Source organism: Variovorax sp. 10N412 (assembly GCF_056394985.1).
This window is the reverse complement of record NZ_JBFTIO010000015.1, coordinates 50910-73584: the sequence shown is the minus strand read 5'-3', so window position 1 is coordinate 73584 and position 22675 is coordinate 50910. Positions and strand designations below refer to the sequence as shown.

General features: G+C 69.2%; 19 protein-coding genes. 15 read left to right on the top strand and 4 right to left on the bottom strand.

Annotation, left to right across the window (positions count from 1 at the left end):
• Positions 1-32: 32 nt before the first annotated feature.
• Positions 33-830 (top strand): SDR family oxidoreductase, encoded by a 798-nt coding sequence (locus tag AC1DJH_RS26055; protein WP_435486408.1) that lies wholly within the window; start codon positions 33-35, stop codon positions 828-830.
• A gap of 408 nt (positions 831-1238) precedes the next feature.
• On the opposite strand, the gene AC1DJH_RS26050 is transcribed toward AC1DJH_RS26055, so the two are convergent.
• Positions 1239-2144 (bottom strand): LysR family transcriptional regulator, encoded by a 906-nt coding sequence (locus AC1DJH_RS26050; RefSeq protein WP_478187694.1) that lies wholly within the window; start codon positions 2142-2144, stop codon positions 1239-1241.
• An 85-nt stretch (positions 2145-2229) separates the two neighbouring features.
• Here AC1DJH_RS26050 and AC1DJH_RS26045 point away from each other — a divergent pair, with 85 nt between their 5' ends.
• A complete protein-coding gene (locus tag AC1DJH_RS26045; protein ID WP_478187693.1) occupies positions 2230-3246 on the top strand; it encodes a zinc-binding alcohol dehydrogenase family protein in 1017 nt (338 codons plus the stop codon).
• 18 nt (positions 3247-3264) lie between these two features.
• Positions 3265-3837 (top strand): GNAT family N-acetyltransferase, encoded by a 573-nt coding sequence (locus AC1DJH_RS26040; protein WP_478187692.1) that lies wholly within the window; start codon positions 3265-3267, stop codon positions 3835-3837.
• Positions 3838-3856: 19 nt separating this feature from the next.
• Here AC1DJH_RS26040 and AC1DJH_RS26035 read toward each other — a convergent pair whose 3' ends face one another.
• Positions 3857-5230, bottom strand: a complete 1374-nt coding sequence (locus AC1DJH_RS26035) for a PQQ-dependent sugar dehydrogenase (protein ID WP_478187691.1) — start codon at positions 5228-5230, stop codon at positions 3857-3859.
• A gap of 141 nt (positions 5231-5371) precedes the next feature.
• Between AC1DJH_RS26035 and AC1DJH_RS26030 the strand changes: the two genes are divergently transcribed.
• From AC1DJH_RS26030 to AC1DJH_RS26000, 7 genes are all read left to right on the top strand, one after another.
• Positions 5372-6139, top strand: coding sequence for an alanyl-tRNA editing protein (locus AC1DJH_RS26030; RefSeq protein WP_478187690.1), 768 nt, complete (start codon positions 5372-5374; stop codon positions 6137-6139).
• A gap of 43 nt (positions 6140-6182) precedes the next feature.
• A complete protein-coding gene (locus tag AC1DJH_RS26025) occupies positions 6183-8420 on the top strand; it encodes a protein-disulfide reductase DsbD family protein (RefSeq protein ID WP_478187780.1) in 2238 nt (745 codons plus the stop codon).
• Between the two features lie 95 nt (positions 8421-8515).
• Positions 8516-9208 carry a redoxin domain-containing protein gene (locus tag AC1DJH_RS26020; RefSeq protein WP_478187689.1) on the top strand — a complete coding sequence of 231 codons (693 nt, stop codon included), beginning with the start codon at positions 8516-8518 and terminating at the stop codon, positions 9206-9208.
• Positions 9209-9333: 125 nt separating this feature from the next.
• Positions 9334-10686: a tricarballylate/proton symporter TcuC gene (tcuC, locus tag AC1DJH_RS26015; protein WP_472120541.1), complete on the top strand. Its 1353-nt coding sequence runs from the start codon at positions 9334-9336 to the stop codon at positions 10684-10686.
• Positions 10687-10959: 273 nt separating this feature from the next.
• Positions 10960-12069, top strand: a complete 1110-nt coding sequence (gene hemE, locus AC1DJH_RS26010; RefSeq protein ID WP_478187688.1) for a uroporphyrinogen decarboxylase — start codon at positions 10960-10962, stop codon at positions 12067-12069.
• A 453-nt stretch (positions 12070-12522) separates the two neighbouring features.
• The gene (priA, locus tag AC1DJH_RS26005; RefSeq protein WP_478187687.1) at positions 12523-14622 is read left to right on the top strand and encodes a replication restart helicase PriA; all 2100 of its coding nucleotides are present in this window, start codon (positions 12523-12525) and stop codon (positions 14620-14622) included.
• Positions 14623-14671: 49 nt separating this feature from the next.
• A complete protein-coding gene (locus tag AC1DJH_RS26000) occupies positions 14672-15589 on the top strand; it encodes a hypothetical protein (protein ID WP_478187686.1) in 918 nt (305 codons plus the stop codon).
• A gap of 11 nt (positions 15590-15600) precedes the next feature.
• Here AC1DJH_RS26000 and AC1DJH_RS25995 read toward each other — a convergent pair whose 3' ends face one another.
• Positions 15601-15810 (bottom strand): hypothetical protein, encoded by a 210-nt coding sequence (locus tag AC1DJH_RS25995; protein WP_472120536.1) that lies wholly within the window; start codon positions 15808-15810, stop codon positions 15601-15603.
• 318 nt (positions 15811-16128) lie between these two features.
• Here AC1DJH_RS25995 and AC1DJH_RS25990 point away from each other — a divergent pair, with 318 nt between their 5' ends.
• Positions 16129-16791: a hypothetical protein gene (locus tag AC1DJH_RS25990; RefSeq protein ID WP_472120534.1), complete on the top strand. Its 663-nt coding sequence runs from the start codon at positions 16129-16131 to the stop codon at positions 16789-16791.
• Between the two features lie 15 nt (positions 16792-16806).
• Here the strand turns inward: AC1DJH_RS25990 and AC1DJH_RS25985 are convergent, their stop codons facing one another.
• A complete protein-coding gene (locus AC1DJH_RS25985; protein WP_472120532.1) occupies positions 16807-17865 on the bottom strand; it encodes an AEC family transporter in 1059 nt (352 codons plus the stop codon).
• A gap of 166 nt (positions 17866-18031) precedes the next feature.
• Here AC1DJH_RS25985 and AC1DJH_RS25980 point away from each other — a divergent pair, with 166 nt between their 5' ends.
• From AC1DJH_RS25980 to nadE, 4 genes are read left to right on the top strand one after another with little or no spacing between them, the layout of a single operon-like run.
• Positions 18032-20128 carry an ATP-dependent helicase gene (locus tag AC1DJH_RS25980; protein ID WP_435437857.1) on the top strand — a complete coding sequence of 699 codons (2097 nt, stop codon included), beginning with the start codon at positions 18032-18034 and terminating at the stop codon, positions 20126-20128.
• Positions 20125-20622, top strand: a complete 498-nt coding sequence (locus tag AC1DJH_RS25975) for a hypothetical protein (protein WP_435486424.1) — start codon at positions 20125-20127, stop codon at positions 20620-20622. Before AC1DJH_RS25980 ends, AC1DJH_RS25975 begins: the two co-directional genes overlap by 4 nt.
• Complete coding sequence (locus tag AC1DJH_RS25970; protein WP_472120529.1) at positions 20619-21791, top strand: phospholipase A; 1173 nt, start codon at positions 20619-20621, stop codon at positions 21789-21791. Before AC1DJH_RS25975 ends, AC1DJH_RS25970 begins: the two co-directional genes overlap by 4 nt.
• Before the next feature lie 26 nt (positions 21792-21817).
• Complete coding sequence (gene nadE, locus AC1DJH_RS25965; RefSeq protein ID WP_478187685.1) at positions 21818-22672, top strand: ammonia-dependent NAD(+) synthetase; 855 nt, start codon at positions 21818-21820, stop codon at positions 22670-22672.
• Positions 22673-22675 lie beyond the last annotated feature (3 nt).

Below are 22675 nucleotides of genomic sequence, written 5' to 3'. Positions count from 1 at the left end.
GATTCCCATTCATCACGGCCAAGGATTTTTTCATGGACCTCCAGCTCCAGGACCAGCACGTTCTCATCACCGGCGGCAGCAAGGGCATCGGCCTGGCCTGCGCGCTGGGCTTTCTGCGCGAGGGCGCGCGCGTGAGCCTCGTCTCGCGCGACATCGCCAACCTCGAGCAGGGCCGAAAGACGCTGCTCGAGGCGCATGCGCAGGCGGAAGGCCGCGTGTCGGTGCATGCGGCCGACCTCAAGGACCCGGCCAGCGCCGTGGCCGCGCTCGACGCGGCCGAGCAGGCCTTCGGCGCGGTCGACGTGCTCGTGAATTCGGCCGGCGCCGCGCGCCGCACCCCGCCCGACGACCTGACCGCGGCCTCCTGGCACGACGCGATGGACGCGAAGTACTTCACCTACATCCACATGATCGACCCGGTGGTCAAGCGCATGGGCCAGCGCGGCCGCGGCGCCATCGTCAACGTGATCGGCCAGGGCGGCAAGGTGGCCAGCCCCGTGCACATGGCCGGCGGCGCGGCCAATGCGGCGCTGATGCTGGTGAGCGCCGGCATGGCCGCGGCCTATGCCGGCAAGGGCGTGCGCGTGAACGCGGTCAACCCCGGCCTCACGCTGACCGAGCGCTTGCAGGAAGGCATGAAGGCCGACGCCAAGCTGGCGGGCATCGGCACCGACGAGGCGCTGGCACGCGCCAAGGCGAGGCTGCCGCTGGGGCGCATCGCGACGCCGGAGGAAATCGCCAACACGGTGGTGTTCCTGGCATCGGCGAAGGCGAGCTATGTGACGGGCGCGATCGTGGCGATGGATGGGGCGGTGACGCCGATGATCTGAGGGCGGCGCGTGGGACGTGGGAGCAAGCGGCGGTATCGAGCGCCGCCGCCCTCACCCCAGCCCTCTCCCCAAGGGGAGAGGGAGCAAAACCCAAGGCCGAGCGCAGCGAAGGCCCGTTCGAACTGCAAGGGCCGAGCGAAGCGATGGCCTGAACCGGCTCCCTCCCCTCTGGCCGCGCCGAGGAGCGGAGCGTTTCGCGGGTCAGGGCTCGCCCTTGTCTGAGCGAAGCGAGTTTGGGCGAGACCCCGCGGAACGCGAGCACCGCAGGTTGCCCGCGGCGAAGCGGAGGGACGCGGACAGTGGGGTCGCCTTTTCTTTGCTTACTTTCTTTTGGCGAAGCAAAAGAAAGTAAGTCGCCCGCCGGGGCGAGTCCCGGCCAGCAGCGCCAAACAAACCAACGCCAACAGTTCAAGCTCCTATCAGCGCCTCGAACTTCAACGCCAAGAAATCCACAAACGCCCGAACCCGAGCCGGCACAAACCGCCCACTGGGCAGCAGCGCATGCAGCGGATAAGGCTCCGTGTCCCACTCCGGCAGCAGCCGCACCAGCCGCCCCTCGCGGATGTCGTCGCGCACATCGAGCGACGACTTCAGCGTGATCCCGTGGCCCGCCACCGCCCATTCGCGCGCCAGCGAGGCGTCGTCCGCGCTGCGGTTGCCGTTCACGCGCACGTCGGTCCACTGGCCCTTTTGCGCAAAACGCCAGACGCGGTTGGCGCGCCCGCCGCGGTTGAAGATCAGGCAGTTGTGCTGCGCCAGGTCTTGCGGCGTCTTCGGCGCGGGATGGCGGCGCAGGTAGTCGGGCGAGGCGATCAACAACGGATTGGTCATGGCGAAGGGCCGCGCCACCAGCCGCGAATCGGCCAGCGGGCCATAGCGCAGCGCCACGTCGACCTCGTCGCGCATCACGTCGAGCGGCCGGTCGCCGACCGACAGCGACAGCTGAACGCCGGCGTGCAGCGCCAGGAACTCGTCGAACCACGGCAGCAGCGTGCTGCGCGTGAGGTCCGATGGCGCCGCCACCCGCAAGGTGCCGACCAGTTCGCCCCGGTCGGCCGTGACCAGCGACTCGCCTTCGTCCAGCAGCTCGAAGGCGCGCACCGCGTAGTCGAGCAGCGTCTGGCCCTGCGGCGTGAGGCGCATGGCACGGGTGGAGCGCTCGAACAGGCGGGCGCCGAGCTGGGTTTCCAGCCGCTTGAGCGTGGCGCTGGCGGCAGCCGGCGTGATGCCCAGCGCATGCGCCGCCGCGGTGAGCGTGCCGCCTCGCGCGGTATGCACCAGCACCTGCAGGTCGGACATATTTTCAATCTTCATTTGAAAGTGTTGCTCGTTTCGACGGTCTTATCAAACCAGCCTTGCCATCCTACAGTCGAGGCATCGTCACTGAAAGGTCCCCGCCATGAAAGCCGTCGGCTACTACCAGCCCCTTCCCATCGACAACCCCGAATCGCTGCAGGACATCGAGCTGCCCGCCCCCGTGGCCGGCGCGCGCGACCTGCTGGTGCGCGTGAAGGCGGTGTCGGTCAACCCGGTGGACACCAAGATCCGCAAGAACGCCGCCCCCGAGGCCGGCCAGGCCAAGGTGCTGGGCTGGGACGCGGTCGGCACGGTCGAGGCCATCGGCAGCGGCGTGCAGAACTTCAAGGTGGGCGACCGCGTGTACTACGCCGGCTCCATCATTCGCCCCGGTGCCAACGCCGAACTGCACGCGGTGGACGAGCGCATCGCCGCCCTCGCGCCGAAAAGCCTGGACGACGCGCAGGCCGCCGCGCTGCCGCTGACCACCATCACCGCCTACGAGCTGCTGTTCGACCGCCTGCAGGTGCCCAAAGACGGCGGCGGCGGCGAAGGCCAGACGCTGCTGATCACCGGCGGCGCGGGCGGCGTGGGCTCCATCCTGATCCAGCTGGCGCGCCAGCTCACCAAGCTGCGCATCGTTGCCACGGCTTCCCGCGCCGAAACGCGCGAGTGGTGCCTGGCACTGGGCGCGCACACGGTCGTCGACCATTCGAAGCCGCTCGCGGCAGAGCTCAAGGCCGCCGGCATCGGCGAGGTCGACATGGTCGCCAGCCTCACGCAGACCGAGCAGCACTATGCGCAGATCATCGAGAGCCTCAAGCCCCAGGGCCAGCTCGCGGTGATCGACGACATGAAGGTGCTCGACGCGATGCCGCTGAAGACCAAGTGCATCTCGCTGCATTGGGAAATGATGTTTGCGCGCTCGCGCTTCGAGACGCCCGACATCGCCGAGCAGGGCAAGCTGCTGGCCGAGGTGGCGGCGCTGGTCGACGCGGGCCGCATCCGCACCACGGCGAACACGAGCTTCGGCACCATCAACGCCGCGAACCTGAAGCGCGCCCATGCGCTCATCGAGAGCGGCAAGGCGCAGGGCAAGGTGGTGCTGGCCGGTTTCTGAGCCAGCACAATCGCCGGCATGACCGACGACGCCCGCGCACCCGCGCCCCTCATCGAATTCGACACTGAACGGCTGCGGCTGCGCCAATGGCGCGAGAGCGATCTCGCGCCATTTTTTGCGCTGGCTTGCGACCCGCAGGTGATGGAGTTCCTGCTGCCCTTGCCGACGCGCGCCGACAGCGATGCGTCGGCCGATCGTGCCAGGGCGCTCATCGCGAAGAACGGTTGGGGCTTCTGGGCCGTCGAGCACAAGGCCTCAGGCGAATTCATCGGCTTCACGGGGCTCAACGTGCCCGTGGCCGCCCTGCCTTTCTCACCATGCGTCGAAATCGGCTGGCGCTTTGCGCGCCATGCGTGGGGCCAGGGTTTCGCGACCGAGGCCGCGCGCGGCGCGCTGCAGGTCGGCTTCGATCAACTGGCGCTCGACGAGATCGTGGCCTTCACCGCCGTCGGCAACCTGCGCTCCGCGGCAGTGATGGAACGCATCGGCATGACCGAAGACCTCGCCGGCGCCTTCGACCATCCGCTGGTGCCCGAAGGGCATGCGCTGCGCCGGCACCGGCTCTTCCGCATCGGCCGGCCGCGGCGCTGACAGGACAACGGGCGGCGGCTTATTTGTCCTTCGACACCCGCCACACCGCATTGCCTACGTCGTCGGCCACGATCAGCGCGCCGCTCTTGTCGAGCGTCACGCCCACCGGGCGGCCCTGGGCCTTTTCGTCGGCGGTGAGGAAGCCGGTCAGCACGTCGACCGGCGGCCCGCTCGGCTTGCCGCTGATGAAGGGCACGAACACCACCTTGTAGCCCGACTTGGGCTTGCGGTTCCACGAGCCGTGCTCGCCGATGAACACGCCGCTGGCGAACTGCTCGGGCATGACGCCCGCGCGCGAGAACGCCATGCCCAGCGGCGCGACGTGCGAGCCCAGCGCGTAGTCGGGCGCGATGGCCTTGGCCGCCATCTCGGGGTTCTGCGGCGTGACGCGCGCGTCGACGATGCCGCCGTAGTAGGTCCAGGGCCACCCGTAGAAGGCGCCGTCCTTCACCGAGGTGAGGTAGTCGGGCACGAGGTCGCTGCCGATCTCGTCGCGCTCGTTCACCACGGTCCACAGGGCCTTGGTGTCGGGGTCCCAGCCCATGCCGTTGGGGTTGCGCAGGCCGCTGGCGAACATGCGCTTCTCACCCGACTTCGTGTCGACTTCCCAGATGGCGGCGCGGCCTTCTTCGGCCGCGAGGCCGTTCTCGCCGATGTTGCTGTTGGAGCCGACCGTCACGTAGAGCTTGCTGCCGTCGGCGTTGGCGATGACGTTCTTGGTCCAGTGGTGGTTGATGCCCGCGGGCAGCTGGGTCACCAGCGTGGGGTTCACGCTGATGGCGGTCTGGCCCTCGGTGTAGGGCACCTTCACCAGCGCGTCGGCGTTGGCGATGAAGAGCTCGTTGCCCACCAGCGCCATGCCGTAGGGAGACATCAGGTTGGTCATGAAGACCTGCTTGACCTCGGCCACGCCGTCGCCGTTGGCGTCGCGCAGCAGCGTGATGCGGTTGGCGCTGGGCACGCCGGCACCGGCGCGGCCCATGACCTTGCCCATGACCCAGTTGCGCACCTTGGCCACCACGCCGTCGCCGCCGTCGGTGGCGCTGCCGCCGGGCTTCGGCGGCTTGTTGCTCTCGGCCACCAGGATGTCGCCGTTGGGCAGGGTGTAGACCCAGCGCGGATGGTCCAGCCCGCGTGCCAGCGCCGTGACCTTCAGGCCTTCGGCGGGGGTGGGCGTGGCGGTGTCGGTCCAGCCGACGGCGGGGGCGACGTTGACGGTGGGAATCAGCGTCTTATTGGGTTCGGCCAGCTTCGGGGTGGGGCCGGTGGTGGCCTCCGGCGTCAGCTTGGCGGCCTCGCCGCAGCCGGCGACGAGCAGCGCGACGGCCACGGCCACGGCGGGCGCCTGCCAGAGAAAGGCGTTGCGAGTGGGGGCTTGCTGCGGTGCTTTCATGCGTGATCCTTTGAGCGGTGTTGGCGGTTCGGGCCGCCTGTCGGCCGGATCATCCCCCGCGTGCGCGGGGCGGGGCTGTCGGTCGTGGGCGCTTTCTGGCGTGGGCGCACCTGATTCGGGCATCGCCGCTACCATCGCGGCATGACCGACGACCTGTTCCGCGCCGACGCCTACCTGCGCACCTGCGAAGCCCGCGTTCTGCGCATCGACGAGGCCGGCATCGTGCTCGACCGCACGGTGTTCTACCCCTTGGGCGGCGGGCAGGCCGGAGACAGCGGCGTGCTGGCCCTGGCCGACGGCCGCGAACTGATCATTGCCGACACCCGCAAGGCGAAGAACGAAGAAGGCCAGCCGACGGACGAATTCGTCCATGTGCCCGCCCCGGAACAGGCCGGGTTGCTGGCCGCGCTGAAGCCCGGCGACACCGTGACCGCCCGCATCGACTGGGAGCGCCGCCACCGGCTGATGCGCTTCCACACCGCCTCCCACCTGCTGTGCCACCTGGTGCCGGTGCCGGTGAACGGCTGCTCCATCACCCCCGACTACGCGCGCATCGACTTCCACATGACCGATCCGCTGGACAAGGAGGCGCTGACGGCCGGGCTGGCCCGGCTGGTCGAGGCGGCCCATCCGCTGACCGTGGGCGCCATCACCGACGCCGAACTCGACGCCAACCCCGGCCTGGTCAAGAGCATGAGCGTGCAGCCGCCGCGCGGCCTGGGCACGGTGCGCACCATCCGCATCGGCGGCTCCGAAGCCGAGGGCGGCGTGCAGATCGACTTCCAGCCCTGCGGCGGCACGCATGTTGCAAACACCTCGGAGATCGGGGCGATGGTGGTCACCAAGATAGAGAAGAAGAGCGCCAACAGCCGGCGCGTGGTGCTGGGCTGGGCTCCCGTGGCCGCCTGAAGCGCCCGGAACTTCGCCCCCATCGATGGCTCCGACTGCAGGCATGATCTTCTCGCGCATTTCTTTCGCTACGCTTCTGATAGCAACCGCCGCAGCCAGCATGCCGGCTGCCGCACAATTGGCGTCCAAACCGGGCGCGGTGGTCACCACCCCCCACGTGCGCGCCGAACTGATCGCGCATGCGCCCGACGGCGTGGCGCCCGGCGCCCCGGTGTGGGTCGGCCTGCAGATCACGCACCAGCCCGAGTGGCACACCTACTGGAAGAACGCCGGCGATTCGGGCCTGCCTACGGAAATGACGTGGACGCTGCCGCCCGGCGTGTCCACCGGCGAGATCGCCTGGCCGGTGCCCGAGAAGATCGCGGTGGGCAGCCTCGCCAACTACGGCTACGAGAACACCGTGCTGCTGCCGGTGCCGTTGGAGGTGTCCACGCTGTACAAGCCGCCGGTGGCGCTGGGCGCCACGCCGGCCATGGACATCCAGCTCAAGGCCTCCTGGCTGGTGTGCCGCAAGGAATGCATTCCCGAGGAAGGCACCTTCTCGCTGTCGTTGCCGCTGCAGGGCTCGACCGCGCTGCACAAGGCCGATTTCGACACCGCCGCGGCAGCCCAGCCCCTGCCGCTGGCCAGGCCCGGCACCGTGGAGGTCGACGGCCACACGCTGAAGGTGCGCCTCGAAGGCCTGCCCGCCGCCGTGCAGGGCAAGACGCTGGGCTTCTTCCCCGAGACCCCCGAGGTGATCCGCACCGCGGCCGTCTCCGGCAAGGACTGGACCCAGGCCTGGCAGGACAACGGCACCTGGACCGCGACGATTCCGCTGGCCGACCAGCGCAGCGCCAGCCCCACGGCGCTGCCGCTGGTGGTGGCGCTGGCCGAGGCCGACCGGCAGGCCGGCCAGCCGATCGCCTGGCGCGCGGAGCCGCCGGTGTCGGGCGCCTGGCCCGCCAATGCCGCGCCGCGCGCCGAGGTGTCGCCGGCGCTGCAGTCCGCCCTCACGGCCAATGCCGCCCTGGCCGCGAATGCAGCCGCCGCGGCACCGGCCGTGCTGGACGCGCCGTCGGCCACCACCTTCATCGCCGCCCTGTTCGGCGCGCTGCTCGGCGGCCTGATGCTCAACCTGATGCCCTGCGTGTTCCCGATCCTGGCGATCAAGGTGCTGGGCTTCGCGCGGCAGGCGGGCAACGACAGCGCGCACCGCAAGGCCGGGCTCGCGTACACCGGCGGCGTGATGCTGTCCTTCCTCGCGCTGGGCGGCGCCATGCTGGCGCTGCGCGCGGCCGGCGCCGGGCTGGGCTGGGGCTTCCAGCTGCAGTCGCCGGGCGTGGTGGCCGCGCTGGCGGCGCTGTTCACGCTGATCGGGCTGAACCTGGTGGGCGTGTTCGAGTTCGGCCGCGCCGCACCGTCGTCGGTCTGCAGCGCGCAGGCCAAGCATCCGCTGGCCAACGACTTCCTCTCGGGCGTGCTGGCCGTGGTCATCGCCTCGCCGTGCACCGCGCCCTTCATGGGCGTGTCGCTGGGCTTCGCCATCGGCCTGCCGGCCGCGCAGGCGCTGCTGCTGTTCGCGGCACTGGGCTTCGGGCTGGCGCTGCCCTACCTGGTGGCCAGCTTCGTGCCCGCCATCGCCCGGCTGCTGCCCAAGCCGGGCCCGTGGATGCACACGCTGCGCAGGCTGCTCGCATTCCCGATGTTCGCCACCGTGGCGTGGCTGGTGTGGGTGCTCGGCCAGCAAAGCGGCATCGACGGCGCGGGCACGCTGCTGGCGCTGCTGGTGTGCATGGCCGCCATCGTCTGGGCGCTCACGCTGCGCGGACGCACGCGCATGGTGATTGCGGGCGTGCTGATCGCCTTCACCGCGCTGCTGAGCGCCGCCATCGGGCGCAATGTGTTGCAGGTCGTGGAGCCCGCCACGCTCGCATCGGCGGGCCCGCCGGGTGCCGCCGGCCAGCGCTGGCAACCGTGGTCCGCCGAGCGCGTGGCCGAACTTTCGGGCGCCGGCCAGCCGGTGTTCATCGACTTCACCGCCGCCTGGTGCGTGACCTGCCAGTACAACAAGAAGGCCACCCTGGCCGACGCGCAGGTGCTGGCCGACTTCGATGCCAAGAAGGTCGCCATGCTGCGCGCCGACTGGACCCGCCGCGACCCCGCCATCACCGCCGCGCTCACCGCGCTGGGCCGCAGCGGGGTGCCGGTGTACGTGCTGCAGGCGCCGGGCAAGGCGCCGGTCGTGCTGACGGAAATACTGGGCAAGGACGAGGTTCGCGCCGCACTCGCCGCGCTTTGACCACCGCTGTGACATGGGTTGTCACAAGCACTTGAAGAAACCGTTCTAAGCTGCAGTTGTTGTTTGGAATTTTTCTTTTGGAGTTCAAGCTGGCCATGTCTCTTTCGCCAACCGTCGACTCGCGTTCCCTGCGTGCCGCGCGCAATGCCCGCGCCGCCCTGAGCCGGGCCTCCCGCCGTGCCGTCGTCGCCGCCGCGGTGGCACTCGGCGCCACTTTCCTGATGGGCACCAACGCCGCCGCCGCCCCCGCCGTGGGCCAGCAGGCACCCGATTTCGTGGCCGTGGACACCACCGGCGCCAAGCACAAGCTGTCCGATTTCGCGGGCAAGTTCGTGGTGCTCGAGTGGACCAACCCCGGCTGCCCCTTCGTGCGCAAGCACTACGGCAGCGGCAACATGCCCGCCACGCAAAAAGCTGCCACCGACAAGGGCGTGGTGTGGCTGGCCATCAACTCCACAGAGCGCGCCGCCAGCGACTACCTGAAGGCCGACGCGCTCGACGCATGGATGAAGTCGCAAAAGGCCGCGCCCACCGCCGTGCTGATGGACGAAGACGGCGTGATCGGCCAGGTCTACGGCGCGCGCACCACGCCGCACATCTTCATCATCGACCCCAAGGGCATGCTGGTGTACGCGGGCGGCATCGACAGCATCGCGTCGGCCCGGGCGGAGGACATCAAGACGGCCACCAACTACGTGAACCGGGCGCTGGGCGAGGCCTTCGGCGGCAAGCCGATCTCCACGGCCAGCACGCGGCCCTACGGCTGCTCGATCAAGTACAAGACCTGAGCGCCGAACCCCATGCCCCGCGCGACGGCGCCGGGGCGTGACAGCTACCTGACCGGCGCAGTCAGGCAGCGGTCGGGAAGCGCGGCTTACCCTCGGCGACCACATACGCCACAGGGGACAACAACATGAAGACCGCGCCCTCCACAGCGCCGCAAGGCGCGCCCGCCCGCGCCACCGTCGGCGCTTCCTCCTCATCGTCCTCCTCGAAAGTCGCCACCGTCCTGCGCGTGACCGGCGGCAACTTCATGGAGATGTTCGACTTCTTCCTGTTCGGCTTCTACGCCACGCAGATCTCGAAGGCCTTCTTCCCCTCGGGCAACGAGTTCGCCTCGCTGATGCTCACGTTCATGACCTTCGGCGCGGGCTTCCTGATGCGCCCGCTGGGCGCGATCTTCCTGGGCGCGTACGTCGACCGCGTGGGCCGTCGCAAGGGGCTGATCGTCACGCTGGCGCTGATGGCCACGGGCACGCTGCTCATCGCCTGCGTGCCGTCGTACGCCACCATCGGCCTGGTGGCGCCGCTGCTGGTGCTGATCGGCCGGCTGCTGCAGGGCTTCTCTGCCGGCGTGGAGCTGGGCGGGGTGTCGGTGTACCTGTCGGAGATGGCCACGCCGGGCCGCAAGGGCTTCTACGTGAGCTGGCAGTCGGCCAGCCAGCAGGTGGCCATCGTGGTGGCGGCCGCGCTGGGCTACTGGCTCAACGTGACCTTCACCTCGCAGGAGATCGGCGACTTCTACTGGCGCGTGCCCTTCTTCGTGGGCTGCCTGATCGTGCCGGTGCTGTTCATCATCCGCCGCTCCCTGCAGGAGACCGAGGAGTTCATGGCGCGCAAGCACCGTCCGGACGCCCGCGAGATCTTCCAGTCGATGATTGCGAACTGGGGCCTGGTGGTGGCCGGGATGATGCTGGTGTCGATGACCACCGTGTCGTTCTACCTGATCACCGTCTACACGCCCACCTTCGGCAAGGCCGTGCTGCACCTGAGCACCACCGACGCGCTGATCGTCACGCTGTGCGTGGCCGTCTCCAACTTCATCTGGCTGCCGATCATGGGTGCGCTGTCGGACCGCGTGGGGCGCAAGCCGCTGCTGATCCTGTTCACGGTGCTGACCATCCTCACGGCTTACCCGTCGCTGAAGTGGCTGGTGGGCGCGCCGAGTTTCGTGCGCATGCTCGAGGTGGAACTGTGGCTGTCGTTCCTCTACGCGAGCTACAACGGCGCGATGGTGGTGGCACTGACCGAGGTGATGCCGGTGAACGTGCGCACCGCGGGCTTCTCGCTGGCATACAGCCTGGCCACCGCGCTGTTCGGCGGGTTCACCCCGGCCATTGCGACGGGGCTGATCGAGATGACCGGCGACAAGGGCGCGCCGGGGCTGTGGATGACGGCGGCGGCCATCTGCGGACTGATTGCGACGCTGGTGCTCTACCGGCGCAACGTGAGCGCGGCGGACTCGCGGCGCGTGCCGGTGGTTTGAGTTTTGCCGGGCGCCGGTTGGTTCTTCAGGGCGCGTGCACAGACCGCCGGGTACTCGCCTCCGCGAATGACCCCCGGCCTGCGGCCTCCTCCTTTATTTCGCTGCGGGGAGCACCCGACGCCCTGTGCACCGGACACGCTGCGGGTGCGCCCCGATCAACGACCGCTCTGCTCAAAGCTCACGCTGCTGGTGATTGGCGATCAACCACGGCTCTGACTACGCCCTGAACGACGACGACACCTCTTGGCACCGTCCCCCTGCGACAATCGCCGGATGCCTTTCGCCCCCCTGAAAAACGACACCTTCCTGCGGGCCTGCTGGCGCCAGGCCACCGACCACACGCCTGTCTGGCTGATGCGCCAGGCCGGGCGATACCTGCCGGAGTACGTCGCCACCCGCGCCAAGGCCGGCAGCTTCATGGGGCTGGCCACCAACACCGACTACGCCACCGAAGTCACGCTGCAGCCGCTGGCGCGCTACCCGCTCGACGCGGCGATTCTGTTTTCCGACATCCTCACCGTGCCCGACGCCATGGGCCTGGGCCTGTCGTTCGAGGCCGGCGAAGGCCCGCGCTTCGCGCGCCCGGTGCGCGACGAAGCCGCGGTGGCCGCGCTCGAAGTGCCCGACATGGACAAGCTGCGCTACGTGTTCAGTGCCGTGGCCTCCATCCGCAAGGCGCTCGACGGCCGCGTGCCGCTCATCGGCTTCTCGGGCAGCCCGTGGACGCTGGCCTGCTACATGGTGGAAGGCGCGGGTTCCAGCGACTACCGCCTCGTGAAGAGCATGCTGTACAGCCGCCCCGACCTGATGCACCGCATCCTCGCGGTGAATGCCGATTCGGTGGCCGCCTACCTCAACGCCCAGATCGACGCCGGCGCGCAGGCCGTGATGGTCTTCGACAGCTGGGGCGGCGTGCTGGCCGACGGCGCGTTCCAGGCGTTCAGCCTGGCCTACACGGCCCGCGTGCTGGCCGGCCTGAAGCGCACCGGCGCCGACGGCGAGCCGGTGCCGCGCATCGTGTTCACCAAGGGCGGCGGCCTGTGGCTGGACGCCATGCGCGAGCTCGACTGCCAGGTGCTCGGCGTCGACTGGACGGTGAACCTGGCCGCCGCGCGCCAGCAGGTCGCCGAGGGCGCCGACGACAAGGCCAAGGCGCTGCAAGGCAACATCGATCCCAATGTGCTGTTCGCACCGCCCGCGCAGATCGAGGCCGAAGTGGCGAAGGTGCTGAACGCCTTCGGCAAGCCGCACGCCGACCGCAACGCCAAGGGCCCGACCCACATCTTCAACCTGGGCCACGGCATCAGCCAGTTCACGCCGCCGGACCACGTGGCGGCGCTGGTGCAGGCGGTGCACAGCCAGTCGCGCGCCCTGCGCGCTTGAAACTGTGAACTGGCGGGCGGAAGGCGCGCAGCGTCGACCGCCCCCGAAAAGGCGGTCCGCAGCCGTTTGTCAAGCGCAAAAACGGTATATGGGTACTGACTTATGCACAAAACCCGTGCTGCACTGCGCAAGATTGTCCGAGGGATCCGCCCCTTTGCTCCCAAAGCAATAGCACCGCCAAGTTGTTGATTTATATGGGATTTGAACTTTGCTTTTTTTGCGGGCAATCTGGCCAGAGCCTTGATTTACAAGGCTTGGCGGCGTGTGGCGCCCGGTTGTCAACAAAGTTATCCACAGAAACTCTGGATGGATTCCAAAGCTGTGAGAAATCAACGACTTAAGCGAATGTGCTCAAAGTCGCTTTAACAAACCTTGCCAAGAAGTATTCCCATCGCCGACGCCGCCCTCCCTCATGACGGGACCGTCCATCCGACGAACGGTAGCCCCTCGGGCTTGCCATGGCGGCTCGACGTCGCGGTGCAGACCCCCGCGCACGCCGCCCTGGGCGACCTGCTGAGCTACGCCGGCGCCGAGCCCCTGCCGCCCGGCACGCTGGTGCGGGTGCCGCTGGGCAAGCGCGAGGTGCTGGGCGTGGTGTGGAACCCGCCCACCGCCCTGCAAGGCGCCGCGCCGGACATGGCGCTGAAGCCCGTGGGCGCCGCGCTGGACGCGCTCGAGCCCCTGGGCGAGGCCTGGCGAGACCTCGTGGCCTTTGCCGCGCGCTACTACCAGCGCTCGATCGGCGAGATCGCCCTGGCGGCCCTGCCACCGCAGCTGCGCGACCTGAGCACCACGCAGCTGGCGCGCCGCCTCAAGCGCAAGACGACGGCCGGGCCGGTGGCCGAAACCGCCGAATCTTCGAATTTGATAGCGCTGAGTGCAGAGCAGACGGCCGCATTGGCCCGAATCGATGCCGAAACCGGCACCTTCCTGCTGGTCGGCAGCACCGGCAGCGGCAAGACCGAGGTCTACCTGCGCTGCGTGGCGGACCTGCTGGCGCGCGACCCCGCCGCGCAGGCGCTGGTGATGGTGCCCGAGATCAACCTCACGCCGCAGCTCGAAGCCCGCTTCAAGGCCCGCTTCGGCGACGAGGCCGTCGTGTCGCTGCACAGCGGCATGACGAACCCGCAGCGACTGGCGAGCTGGCTGGCGGCACACGGCGGCGCGGCGCGCATCGTGCTGGGCACGCGCATGGCGGTGTTCGCGTCGATTCCGGGGTTGAAGCTCATCGTGGTCGACGAGGAACACGACCCCAGCTACAAGCAGCAGGAAGGCGCGCGCTACTCGGCGCGCGACCTCGCCGTATGGCGCGGCCAGCGCGAGAAGGCCAAGGTGATCCTGGGCTCGGCCACGCCTTCGTTCGAAAGCTGGCACCAGAGCCGCCCGCCCGAGGGCGACGACGCGGGCGGGCGCTATGTGCGCCTGGCCATGCCTTCGCGCATCGGCGCGGGCGAACTGCCCACGGTGCGCCTGGTCGACATGAACCTGCAGCCGCCGAAAACGGTCATTTCAGTCGCCCTGCTCGACGCCATCGGCCAGCGCATCGCACGCGGCGAGCAGAGCATGATCTTCCTGAACCGGCGCGGCTACGCCCCGGTGCTGGCCTGCGGCGACTGCGGCTGGAAGAGCGAATGCCCGCACTGCAGCGCCTACCGCGTGTTCCACAAGATCGACCGCACGCTGCGCTGCCACCATTGCGGCTTCACGGAACGCGTGCCGCGCGCCTGCCCGGCCTGCGGCAACCCCGACATCGCGCCGGTGGGCCGCGGCACCGAGCGGCTGGAGGAGCACCTGGCCGAACTCTTCTCGGCTGTGAAGCACCCGGACGGCAGCGCGGTGCGCATCGCGCGCATCGACGCCGACAGCACCAGGAAGCAGGGCGCGCTCGAATCGCAGCTCGCCGCGGTGCACGCGGGCGAGGTGGACGTGCTGGTCGGCACGCAGATGATCGCCAAGGGCCACGACTTCCGCCGCATCACGCTGGTGGCCGCGGTGAACCCCGACGGCGCGCTGTTCTCGAGCGACTTCCGTGCGCCCGAGCGCCTGTTCAGCCTGCTGATGCAGTCGGCCGGCCGCGCTGGCCGGGACGCGGCCTACCTCGCGGCGCAGGGCGCCAGGGCCGAGATGTGGATCCAGACGCACCATGCGCAGCACCCGCTGTTCACGGCGCTGCGCCAGCACGATTACGCCGCCTTCGCGCAGCAGCAGCTCGACGAGCGCCGCGCCGCCGCCATGCCGCCCTTCGCCTACCAGGCGCTGCTGCGGGCCGACGCGCGCGAGCAGGCGGTTGCGCAGGGCTTCCTGAACCTGGCCGCCGACAAGGCCGAGGCGCTGCCGGGCGCCGACCTCGTCACGCGCTACCCGGCGGTGCCGCTGGCGATCCAGCGCGTGGCCAACGTCGAGCGCGCGCAGATGCTCATCGAAAGCCCCTCGCGCGCCGCGCTGCAGCGCCTGCTGGCGCTGTGGCAGCCGCTGCTGCACGAATTGCGGCGCACGCCCGAGGGCAAGGGCGTGATCCGCTGGCTGGTCGACGTCGATCCGCACAGCATCTGAGCCGCTTGTCCTGCAAGGCTAAAGCCGGGGCGTGGCGAAAGTGACTCGCATGACAACCGCCCCCACTCCCTTGGCGCGCCGCGCGTTCGCACCCTGGCTCCTGGCGGCCTGCGCGGCGCTGTGTGCCTTGCCGGCCGCGGCGCAGCAGCCTGCCCCTGCAGCCCCCGCAGCCGCTGCAGCCGCTGCCAACGGTGGCGAGGCATTGCGCGCGAAGCTCGATGCGCTGAAACCGCAGCTGGCAAGCAACGCCTTCAAGCGCCCGCTGACCATCGAGTCGAACGAAAGCTCCGACCGGCTGAGCGGCGACGTCTATGCGCTAGTCGACCACCCCTTCAACCAGGTGAGCGGCGCGCTGCGCGAGCCGGCCGCGTGGTGCCAGGTGCTGATGCTGCACCTCAACACCAAGCACTGCGCGGTGAAGAGCGGCGGTGCAGCCCTGGCCGTGGCCGTCGGGCGCAAGTTCGACCAGCCGCTGTCGGACGCACAGAACATCGACTTCGCCTACAAAGTGGGCAAGGCCGACGCCAACTACCTGAACGTGCGCCTGAGCGCGGCCACCGGGCCGCTGTCCACGCGCGACTACGCCATCGTGCTGGAGGCCACGCCGGCCGACAACGGCAAGACCGCCATCCACATGAGCTACGCCTACGCCTACGGCACCGCCGCACGGCTGGCGATGAAGGGGTACCTCTCGACACTGGGCAGCGACAAGGTCGGGTTCACCTCGAAGGGACAGGGCGAGTACATCGGCGGCGTGCGCGGCGTGGTGGAGCGCAACACCATGCGCTACTACCTGGCCATCGACAGCTACCTGGATGCGCCGGCGCCGGCCCAGCTCGAACAGCGCCTGGGCGCGTGGTTCGACGCCACCGAGCAGTACGCGAAGCAGCTGCACGAGGTCGACCGCAACGACTACATGACCATGAAGCGCCACGAGTTCGAGCGCCTGCAGCAAGCGCCTTCCTGACACCGCGCTTGTCAGTGGTAGCCGGTCGGTTCCTTGCCCATGTCGACGTAGCGAAGCTCGTTGTGCCGGCGCCTCACCATGCTGCTCGGCCAGGCGAACACCACAAGGCTCAGCGCGGCCAGCGCGATGGCGGTGGCCGTGCCGAACTTGCTGGCGTGCCAGCACCAGCCGACGCCGGCTAGCCACGAGAACCACAACAGGATGCGAACCAGAATTGCCATTGCGCGCCCCTATTCACACCTTTGACGTACAAGCACTGTAGCAGCGCAACTGCAAACGGAAGCATTCAACTGAAGTGATAGCGCTGCCTATGCCTTAAGGCCAGCCTTGGCTTACCCGAAAATTTGTGAAAAAACAGTTGACGGCATCCCCCGGCGCTGTTCAAGCTGTAACCGACGCGAACCCGTCGCGGGTTTCGTCTTCCAGGCAAGCTCGCCATCGAAAAGGCAAAGGCCCCAGGGTCCGCAAAGATCGCCATGAAACCGCCGTCCGCACCAGGTTGGGTTTTGTCACTCGCGACCTGCCTCGCATGCCTGGCCTTGGCCGCCTCGCCCTCGGCCGGCGCAGCCGAGCTGGCGCTGCAGGGCAGCCGCCTGGTGGTCGCAGGCATGCTCGACGGCACCGCCGTCAAGGAATTCACCGACCATCTGGCCAGCGGCACGGTGCGCACCGTGGTTTTCGAGGATTCGTTCGGCGGCACCGCGGACGCGGCCGGCGCCTATGCCGAAGCCATCCGCGCGAGTGGCGTGCAGACCGAGGTGCGGGGCCAGTGCATGGCGGCCTGCGCCTACGCCTTCCTGGCGGGCAAGACGCACCGCTTCGGCTACGGCCCGCAGGTGAACGGCATCATGCTGCCGGTGGCGGTGCGGCCCACGGCCTCCGAGCTGGCAACGCGATGGCGCGGCGACGAAGCCCACAAGACGCTGGCCGACTTCACGCCGCCCGCAGGAGCGGCAGCCACCGCTGCTTCAACTTCCACCGCGGTTTCCACCACGGCCGGCGCCACGCCTGCGGACGCCGGTGCGCCGCCGCCCAAGGACAACTGGCAGCCCGACCACGGCGTGCTCTTCACCGCGAGCCCCACCCTCTTCGGCCGCGTCTACAACACCTACTACTGCGACGGCACGCAGGGCCGCGACTTCTCCAAGTGCGAACGGCTCTCCGACGCCGACCCGTACAAGCTGGGCGTGCTGACGCCGTAGCGCCACCCCGGCCGCTCAGTTCAGCGCGCCGACCATCAGCGGAAAGCTGAAGAACGCCACCACCGTCGTCCACAGGATGATGCGGGCGATGCGGCCGTTGTCGGCACCGAAGCGCTCGGCCAGCATGGCCACGTTGCTCGCGCTCGGCAGCGCCGCGACCAGCACGATCACCACCAGCGCCGCGTGCGACAGCGGCAGTCCCAGCGCCATGGCGCCCCGCCCCAGGCCCCACACCAGCAGCGGGTGCACCAGCAGCTTCACCGCCACCACCGGCAGCACGTCGCTCCACGGCGCTTTCGCCGCGTTGTGTGCGGCCTTCGGGCGCGTGCCCATCGCCTCGGCCACCGCCGCGCTGGCGTCGTGCTCGCGCGCCAGCAGCGCCGAACGCGCCAGCACCGCGCCGATGGTGAACAGCGCCACCGGCGACGCCGCGTCGGCCAGCATGGCGACGGTGCGCTCGAGGGGGCCCGGCAGCTGCCAGCGCGCGGCCGACAGCAGCACGCCCAGCAGGATCGACCACGGCATCGGGTTGACCAGGATGCCGCGCAGCGCCTTGCGCGCCGCCAGCGTGGCGCCCTGGCGCCCGGCCACCGCCACTCCCACTCCCGCTCCCACGGAGCCCACGGCAGCGTCCAGCCGCGAGAGCGCAATGCACAGCGACGAGGTCACCACCAGGTCGAACGCGATCGTGATGATCATCGGCCCCGCCGCCTGCGCGCCCAGCAGGGCCACCAGCAGCGGCACGCCCATGAAGCCGGTGTTGGGAAACGCCGCCACCAGCGCGCCGAAGGCCGCGTCGTTCCAGCCGATGCGCGCATTGCGGGTGGACATCACCACGCCCGCCACCACGGCCAGCGCGCAAACGCCCCAGACCAGTGCGACGCTGCCGTCCAGCAACTGCCCGATGGGCGTGCCCGCGCCGAAGCGCAGCAGCATGCACGGCAGCGCGAAATACAGCACGAAGGTGTTCAGGCCCGGAATCGCGTCCAGCGGCAGGACGCGCGCGCGGGCGGCGGCATAACCCGCCGCGATTAACGCGAAGAAAGGGAAAGTAACAAGGAATACAGGCAGCACCCGTCGATTGTCGTTGCCTGCCGCGATGGCCGCAGGGTCATTGCACAGGGGGGCGCGGCCTACAACCCCGCGCGGGGTCCGCCCCGTATCATTGCCCGCTTTTCTCGGCTTTCACGCTTTTTCGCCCGCGGCTGCGCAGGGCGACTTCCGGTTCTCTCCCATCCCCATGTCTCACGGTCTCAATCTCGCGCAGCAGGAAGCTGTCAACTACATGCACGGTCCCTGCCTGGTGCTTGCAGGCGCAGGCTCGGGCAAGACGCGGGTGATCACGCACAAGATCGGCCGCCTCATCCAGGCCGGCCTCGAGCCCAAGCGCATCGCGGCCATCACCTTCACCAACAAGGCCGCCGCGGAAATGCGCGAGCGTGCCAAGGACCTGATCGGCAAGGACGCGCGCAAGGTGGTGGTGTGCACCTTCCACGCGCTGGGCGTGCGCATGATGCGCGAGGACGGCGCCGTGCTCGGGCTGAAGCCCGCGTTCAGCATCCTGGACAGCGACGACGTCACCAAGATCCTGAAGGACGCCGGCGGCAGCACCGACGCGGCCACCGCCCGCATCTGGCAGTGGACCATCAGCAAGTGGAAGAACATGGGCCTGAACGCCGCCCAGGCCGAGGCCGCCGCGGTGGACGACAACGAGCGCATCACCGCCAAGATCATGGGCCGCTACGAAGAGCGCCTGCAGGCCTACCAGAGCGTCGACTTCGACGACCTGATCGGCATGCCGCTGAAGCTGCTGCACGAGTTTCCGGAGGTGCGCGCCAAGTGGCAGGCCGCGCTGGGCCACATCCTGGTGGACGAATACCAGGACACCAACGCCACCCAGTACGAGGTGCTGAAGGCCCTGGTCGGCGAGCACGGCCAGTTCACCGCGGTGGGCGACGACGACCAGTCGATCTACGGCTGGCGCGGCGCCACGCTGGACAACCTGCGCAAGCTGCCGATCGACTACCCCAAGCTCAAGGTCATCAAGCTGGAGCAGAACTACCGCTCCACCAGCGCCATCCTGCGCGCGGCCAACAACGTGATCGGGCCCAACCCCAAGCTGTTTCCCAAGACGCTGTTCTCCGAGCTCGGCGAGGGCGAGCCGGTGCGCATCGTGGACGCCGACAGCGAGCTGCACGAGGCCGAGCGCGCGGTGGCGCGCATCGTGAGCATCCGCGCGGGCGACTCGCTCACGCAGGGCCAGCAGCACAAGGAGTTTCGAGACTTCGCCATCCTGTACCGCGCCAACCACATGGCGCGCGTGTTCGAGCAGGCGCTGCGCAAGGCGCAGATTCCGTACAAGGTGTCGGGCGGCCAGAGCTTCTTCGACCGCGCCGAGATCAAGGACCTGTGCGGCTGGTTCCGGCTGTGGGTCAACAACGACGACGACCCCGCGTTCCTGCGCGCCATCACCACGCCCAAGCGCGGCATCGGCCACACCACGCTGGCCAGCCTGGGCACCTTCGCGAGCCAGTACAAGCTCAGCCTGTTCGAGGCGCTGTTCAGCCCGTCGCTGCCCAGCGTGATGCCCAAGCGCACGCTCGAGGGCATCCACGAGTTCGGCCGCTACATCAACGACCTGGAGTACCGCGCGCGCCGCACCATGGGCGCGGAAGATTCGCGCACCTTCATGCTCGACTGGCTGAAGGAGATCGACTACGAGAAGCACCTGTACGACGGCGAGGACAGCGAGGCCGCCGCGGCCTCGCGCTGGACCAACGTGCTGGAGTTCGTCGACTGGATGTCCCAGCGCGCCGGCGGCACGCTGGACGACACCTCGGGCGCCGACAGCAACATCGAGGCCGAGCGCAAGAGCCTGCTCGAAGTGGCGCAGACCATCTCGCTGCTGTCGACCATCAGCGAGCGCGAGCAGGACCAGAACGTGGTCACGCTCTCCACGCTGCACGCCTCCAAGGGCCTCGAGTGGCCGCACGTGATGCTGGTCGGCGTGAGCGAGGGCCTGCTGCCCTTCAAGCTGGACGACGACAACGGCCGCCAGCAGGTGATCAGCGACGAGACGCTGCAGCGCCTGCAGGAAGAGCGCCGCCTGATGTACGTCGGCATCACCCGCGCCCAGCGCAGCCTGGCCGTGAGCTGGACCAAGAAGCGCAAGCAGGGCCGCGAGATGGTGCCCTGCGTGCCCAGCCGCTTCATCGCCGAGATGGGCCTGAGCAAGGAGACCATCAAGGAAGACCCGCGCGAAAAGCTCAAGGCGCTGCGCGCCGAGTTCGCGCGCAAGGCGCAGGACAGCGCGGCCAAGGCAGCGGCCACCCCATGACGAAGACCCGTACCCCCCGTTCCCCCTTCACCGCGGCGCTGCTGGCCGCCACCGTGCTCGCAAGCACCGCGCTCGCGGGCTGCGCCATCGGCCGCGGCAACCCCGACTGCCCCACCGACGCGCGCGAGCTGCCGCTGCCATCGCTGTACGGCCGCTGGGAGGCGCGCTTCGACGGCCTGCCCGCCGTGGCCGCCGTGCAGCTGGGCAAGCACCCCGACTACGACGGCGTGCGCGGCACCATCACGCGCAACCCGGACAACCCCGCCAAGGCCACGGTCGCGCAGCTCGCGGGCGACGTGGACGACGAAGGCGCGCTCTCCATCGACGAATCGCAGGACGGCCGCGCCATCAGCGGCGTGTGGTCCGGCAAGCTCCAGGCCCGCTCGTGCGGCCGCGAGTTCAGGGGCACGTGGCGCAACGCCGCCGACGAAAGCATTCACCCGTTCGTGCTCAGCAAGACAGCCGCGCCGGCGGCGGCGCAAGGAAAGCCATGAAGAAACCTCCACCCTCCTTCAAGTTCGCCACGCTCGCCACGCTGGCCGCCTGCCTCGGTGGCGCGACCGCCGTGCATGCGCAGGCCGTCGACAAGCCGGCCAGCCCGCTGGCCGACGCGCAGCTCACCTGGCAGCAATGCAGCGCGCTGGGCGCCAACAACGAGGCACGCCTGGCCTGCTTCGACCGCTGGGCGCAGCAGCAGACGCTGCCCTCGGTGTCGGTGCCCGTGGCGCCGCCGGTGCTCGCCAGCACGCAGGCGCCACCGGTGGACGCCACCATCCCGGCCACGCGCGTGGTCTCGGTGGCCACCACCGAAGGCTGCCGCGACCGCCAGTACTCGACGCTGTCGCGCTTCTGGGAACTGGAGAACGCCACCGACTGCGGCACCTTCGGCTTTCGCGGCTACCGCCCGCTGAACGTGTCGGTCTCGGCCGCCACCAAGAAGCCCGAGACGCCCACCTCGCCCTCGGCCGACCACACCGGCACGCCGATCGCCTACCAGGCCAACGAAATGCGCATCGGCCTGTCGGTGCGCACCAAGCTCGCGCAGGGCATGCTCACGCAGGACGACCCGACGAAGAAAGACTCGCTGTGGTTCGCCTATACGCAGCAGTCGACCTGGCAGCTGTTCAACGGCGACATCTCGCGGCCGTTTCGCACCACCGACCACGAGCCCGAGCTGATGTACGTCTACCCGACCGACTTCAAGCTGCCCGGCGGCTGGCGCTGGCGCTATGCCGGCCTGGGGCTGGTGCATCAGTCGAACGGCCAGACGCTGCCGCTGTCGCGCAGCTGGAACCGCGTGTACCTGATGGGCGGCGCCGAGCTGGACGACCGCTTCACCATCACCGGGCGCATCTGGAAGCGCATTGCCGAAAGCGCCGCCAAGGACGACAACCCCGACATCGCCGACTACATCGGTCGCGCCGAAGTCACCGGCCGCTGGAACTTCAACCGCGACAACCAGTTCGGCATCACGGTGCGCAACAACCTGCGCGACAGCGGACGCGGCTCGATCCGGCTCGAATGGCTCAAGGCCATCGGCGACCCGACCAAGAGCAACCTGCGCTTTCACACGCAGCTGTTCTCGGGCTACGGCGACACGCTGGTGGACTACAACCGCAAGCGCACCGTGCTCAGCATCGGCCTCAGCCTCGTGGATTTCTGACCTTCCTCTTACTTCGACAAAGCCTCATGAGTGCTGACCTCACCCCCGTCGACGCCACGCAGCGCGAGATCATCGCGGCGCTGCATGTCGCACCCGTGTTCGATGCCGCCCGCGAACTGGCGCGCCGTGTCGACTTTCTCGCGAGCTACCTGAAGCAGACCGGCCTGAAGACGCTGGTGCTGGGCATCAGCGGCGGCGTCGATTCGCTGACCGCCGGCTGCCTGGCGCAGCGCGCCGTGGAGAAGCTGCGCGCCGAAGGCCACGACGCCACCTTCATCGCCATGCGCCTGCCGTACGGCGTGCAGAAGGACGAGGCCGAGGCGCAGGCCTCGCTCGCCGTCATCCGGCCCGACCGCACCATCACGGTGGACATCCGCCCCGCGGCCGACGGCATGCTGGCCGCGCTGAAGGCCGGCGACCTGAAGTTCCGCGACGCGGCACACGAAGACTTCGTGCTCGGCAACATCAAGGCGCGCGAGCGCATGGTGGCGCAGTTCGCGGTGGCCGGCGCGCACGACGGCATCGTCATCGGCACCGACCATGCGGCCGAGGCGCTGATGGGCTTCTTCACCAAGTTCGGCGACGGCGCGGCCGACATCACGCCGCTCACCGGCCTGAACAAGCGCCGCGTGCGCGCGGTGGCCCAGCTGCTGGGCGCGCCCGACGCGCTGGTCTACAAGGTGCCCACGGCCGACCTCGAGTCGCTGGTGCCGGGCAAGCCCGACGAAGACGCCTTCGGCGTCACCTACGAGCAGATCGACGACTTCCTCGAGGGCAAGCCGGTGTCGGCCAAGGCGCGCGAGATCATCGTCTCGACGCACCGCAAGAGCGCCCACAAGCGCGCGTTGCCGGTCGAGCCCGCACCCTTCACCGAAAGCTGACGC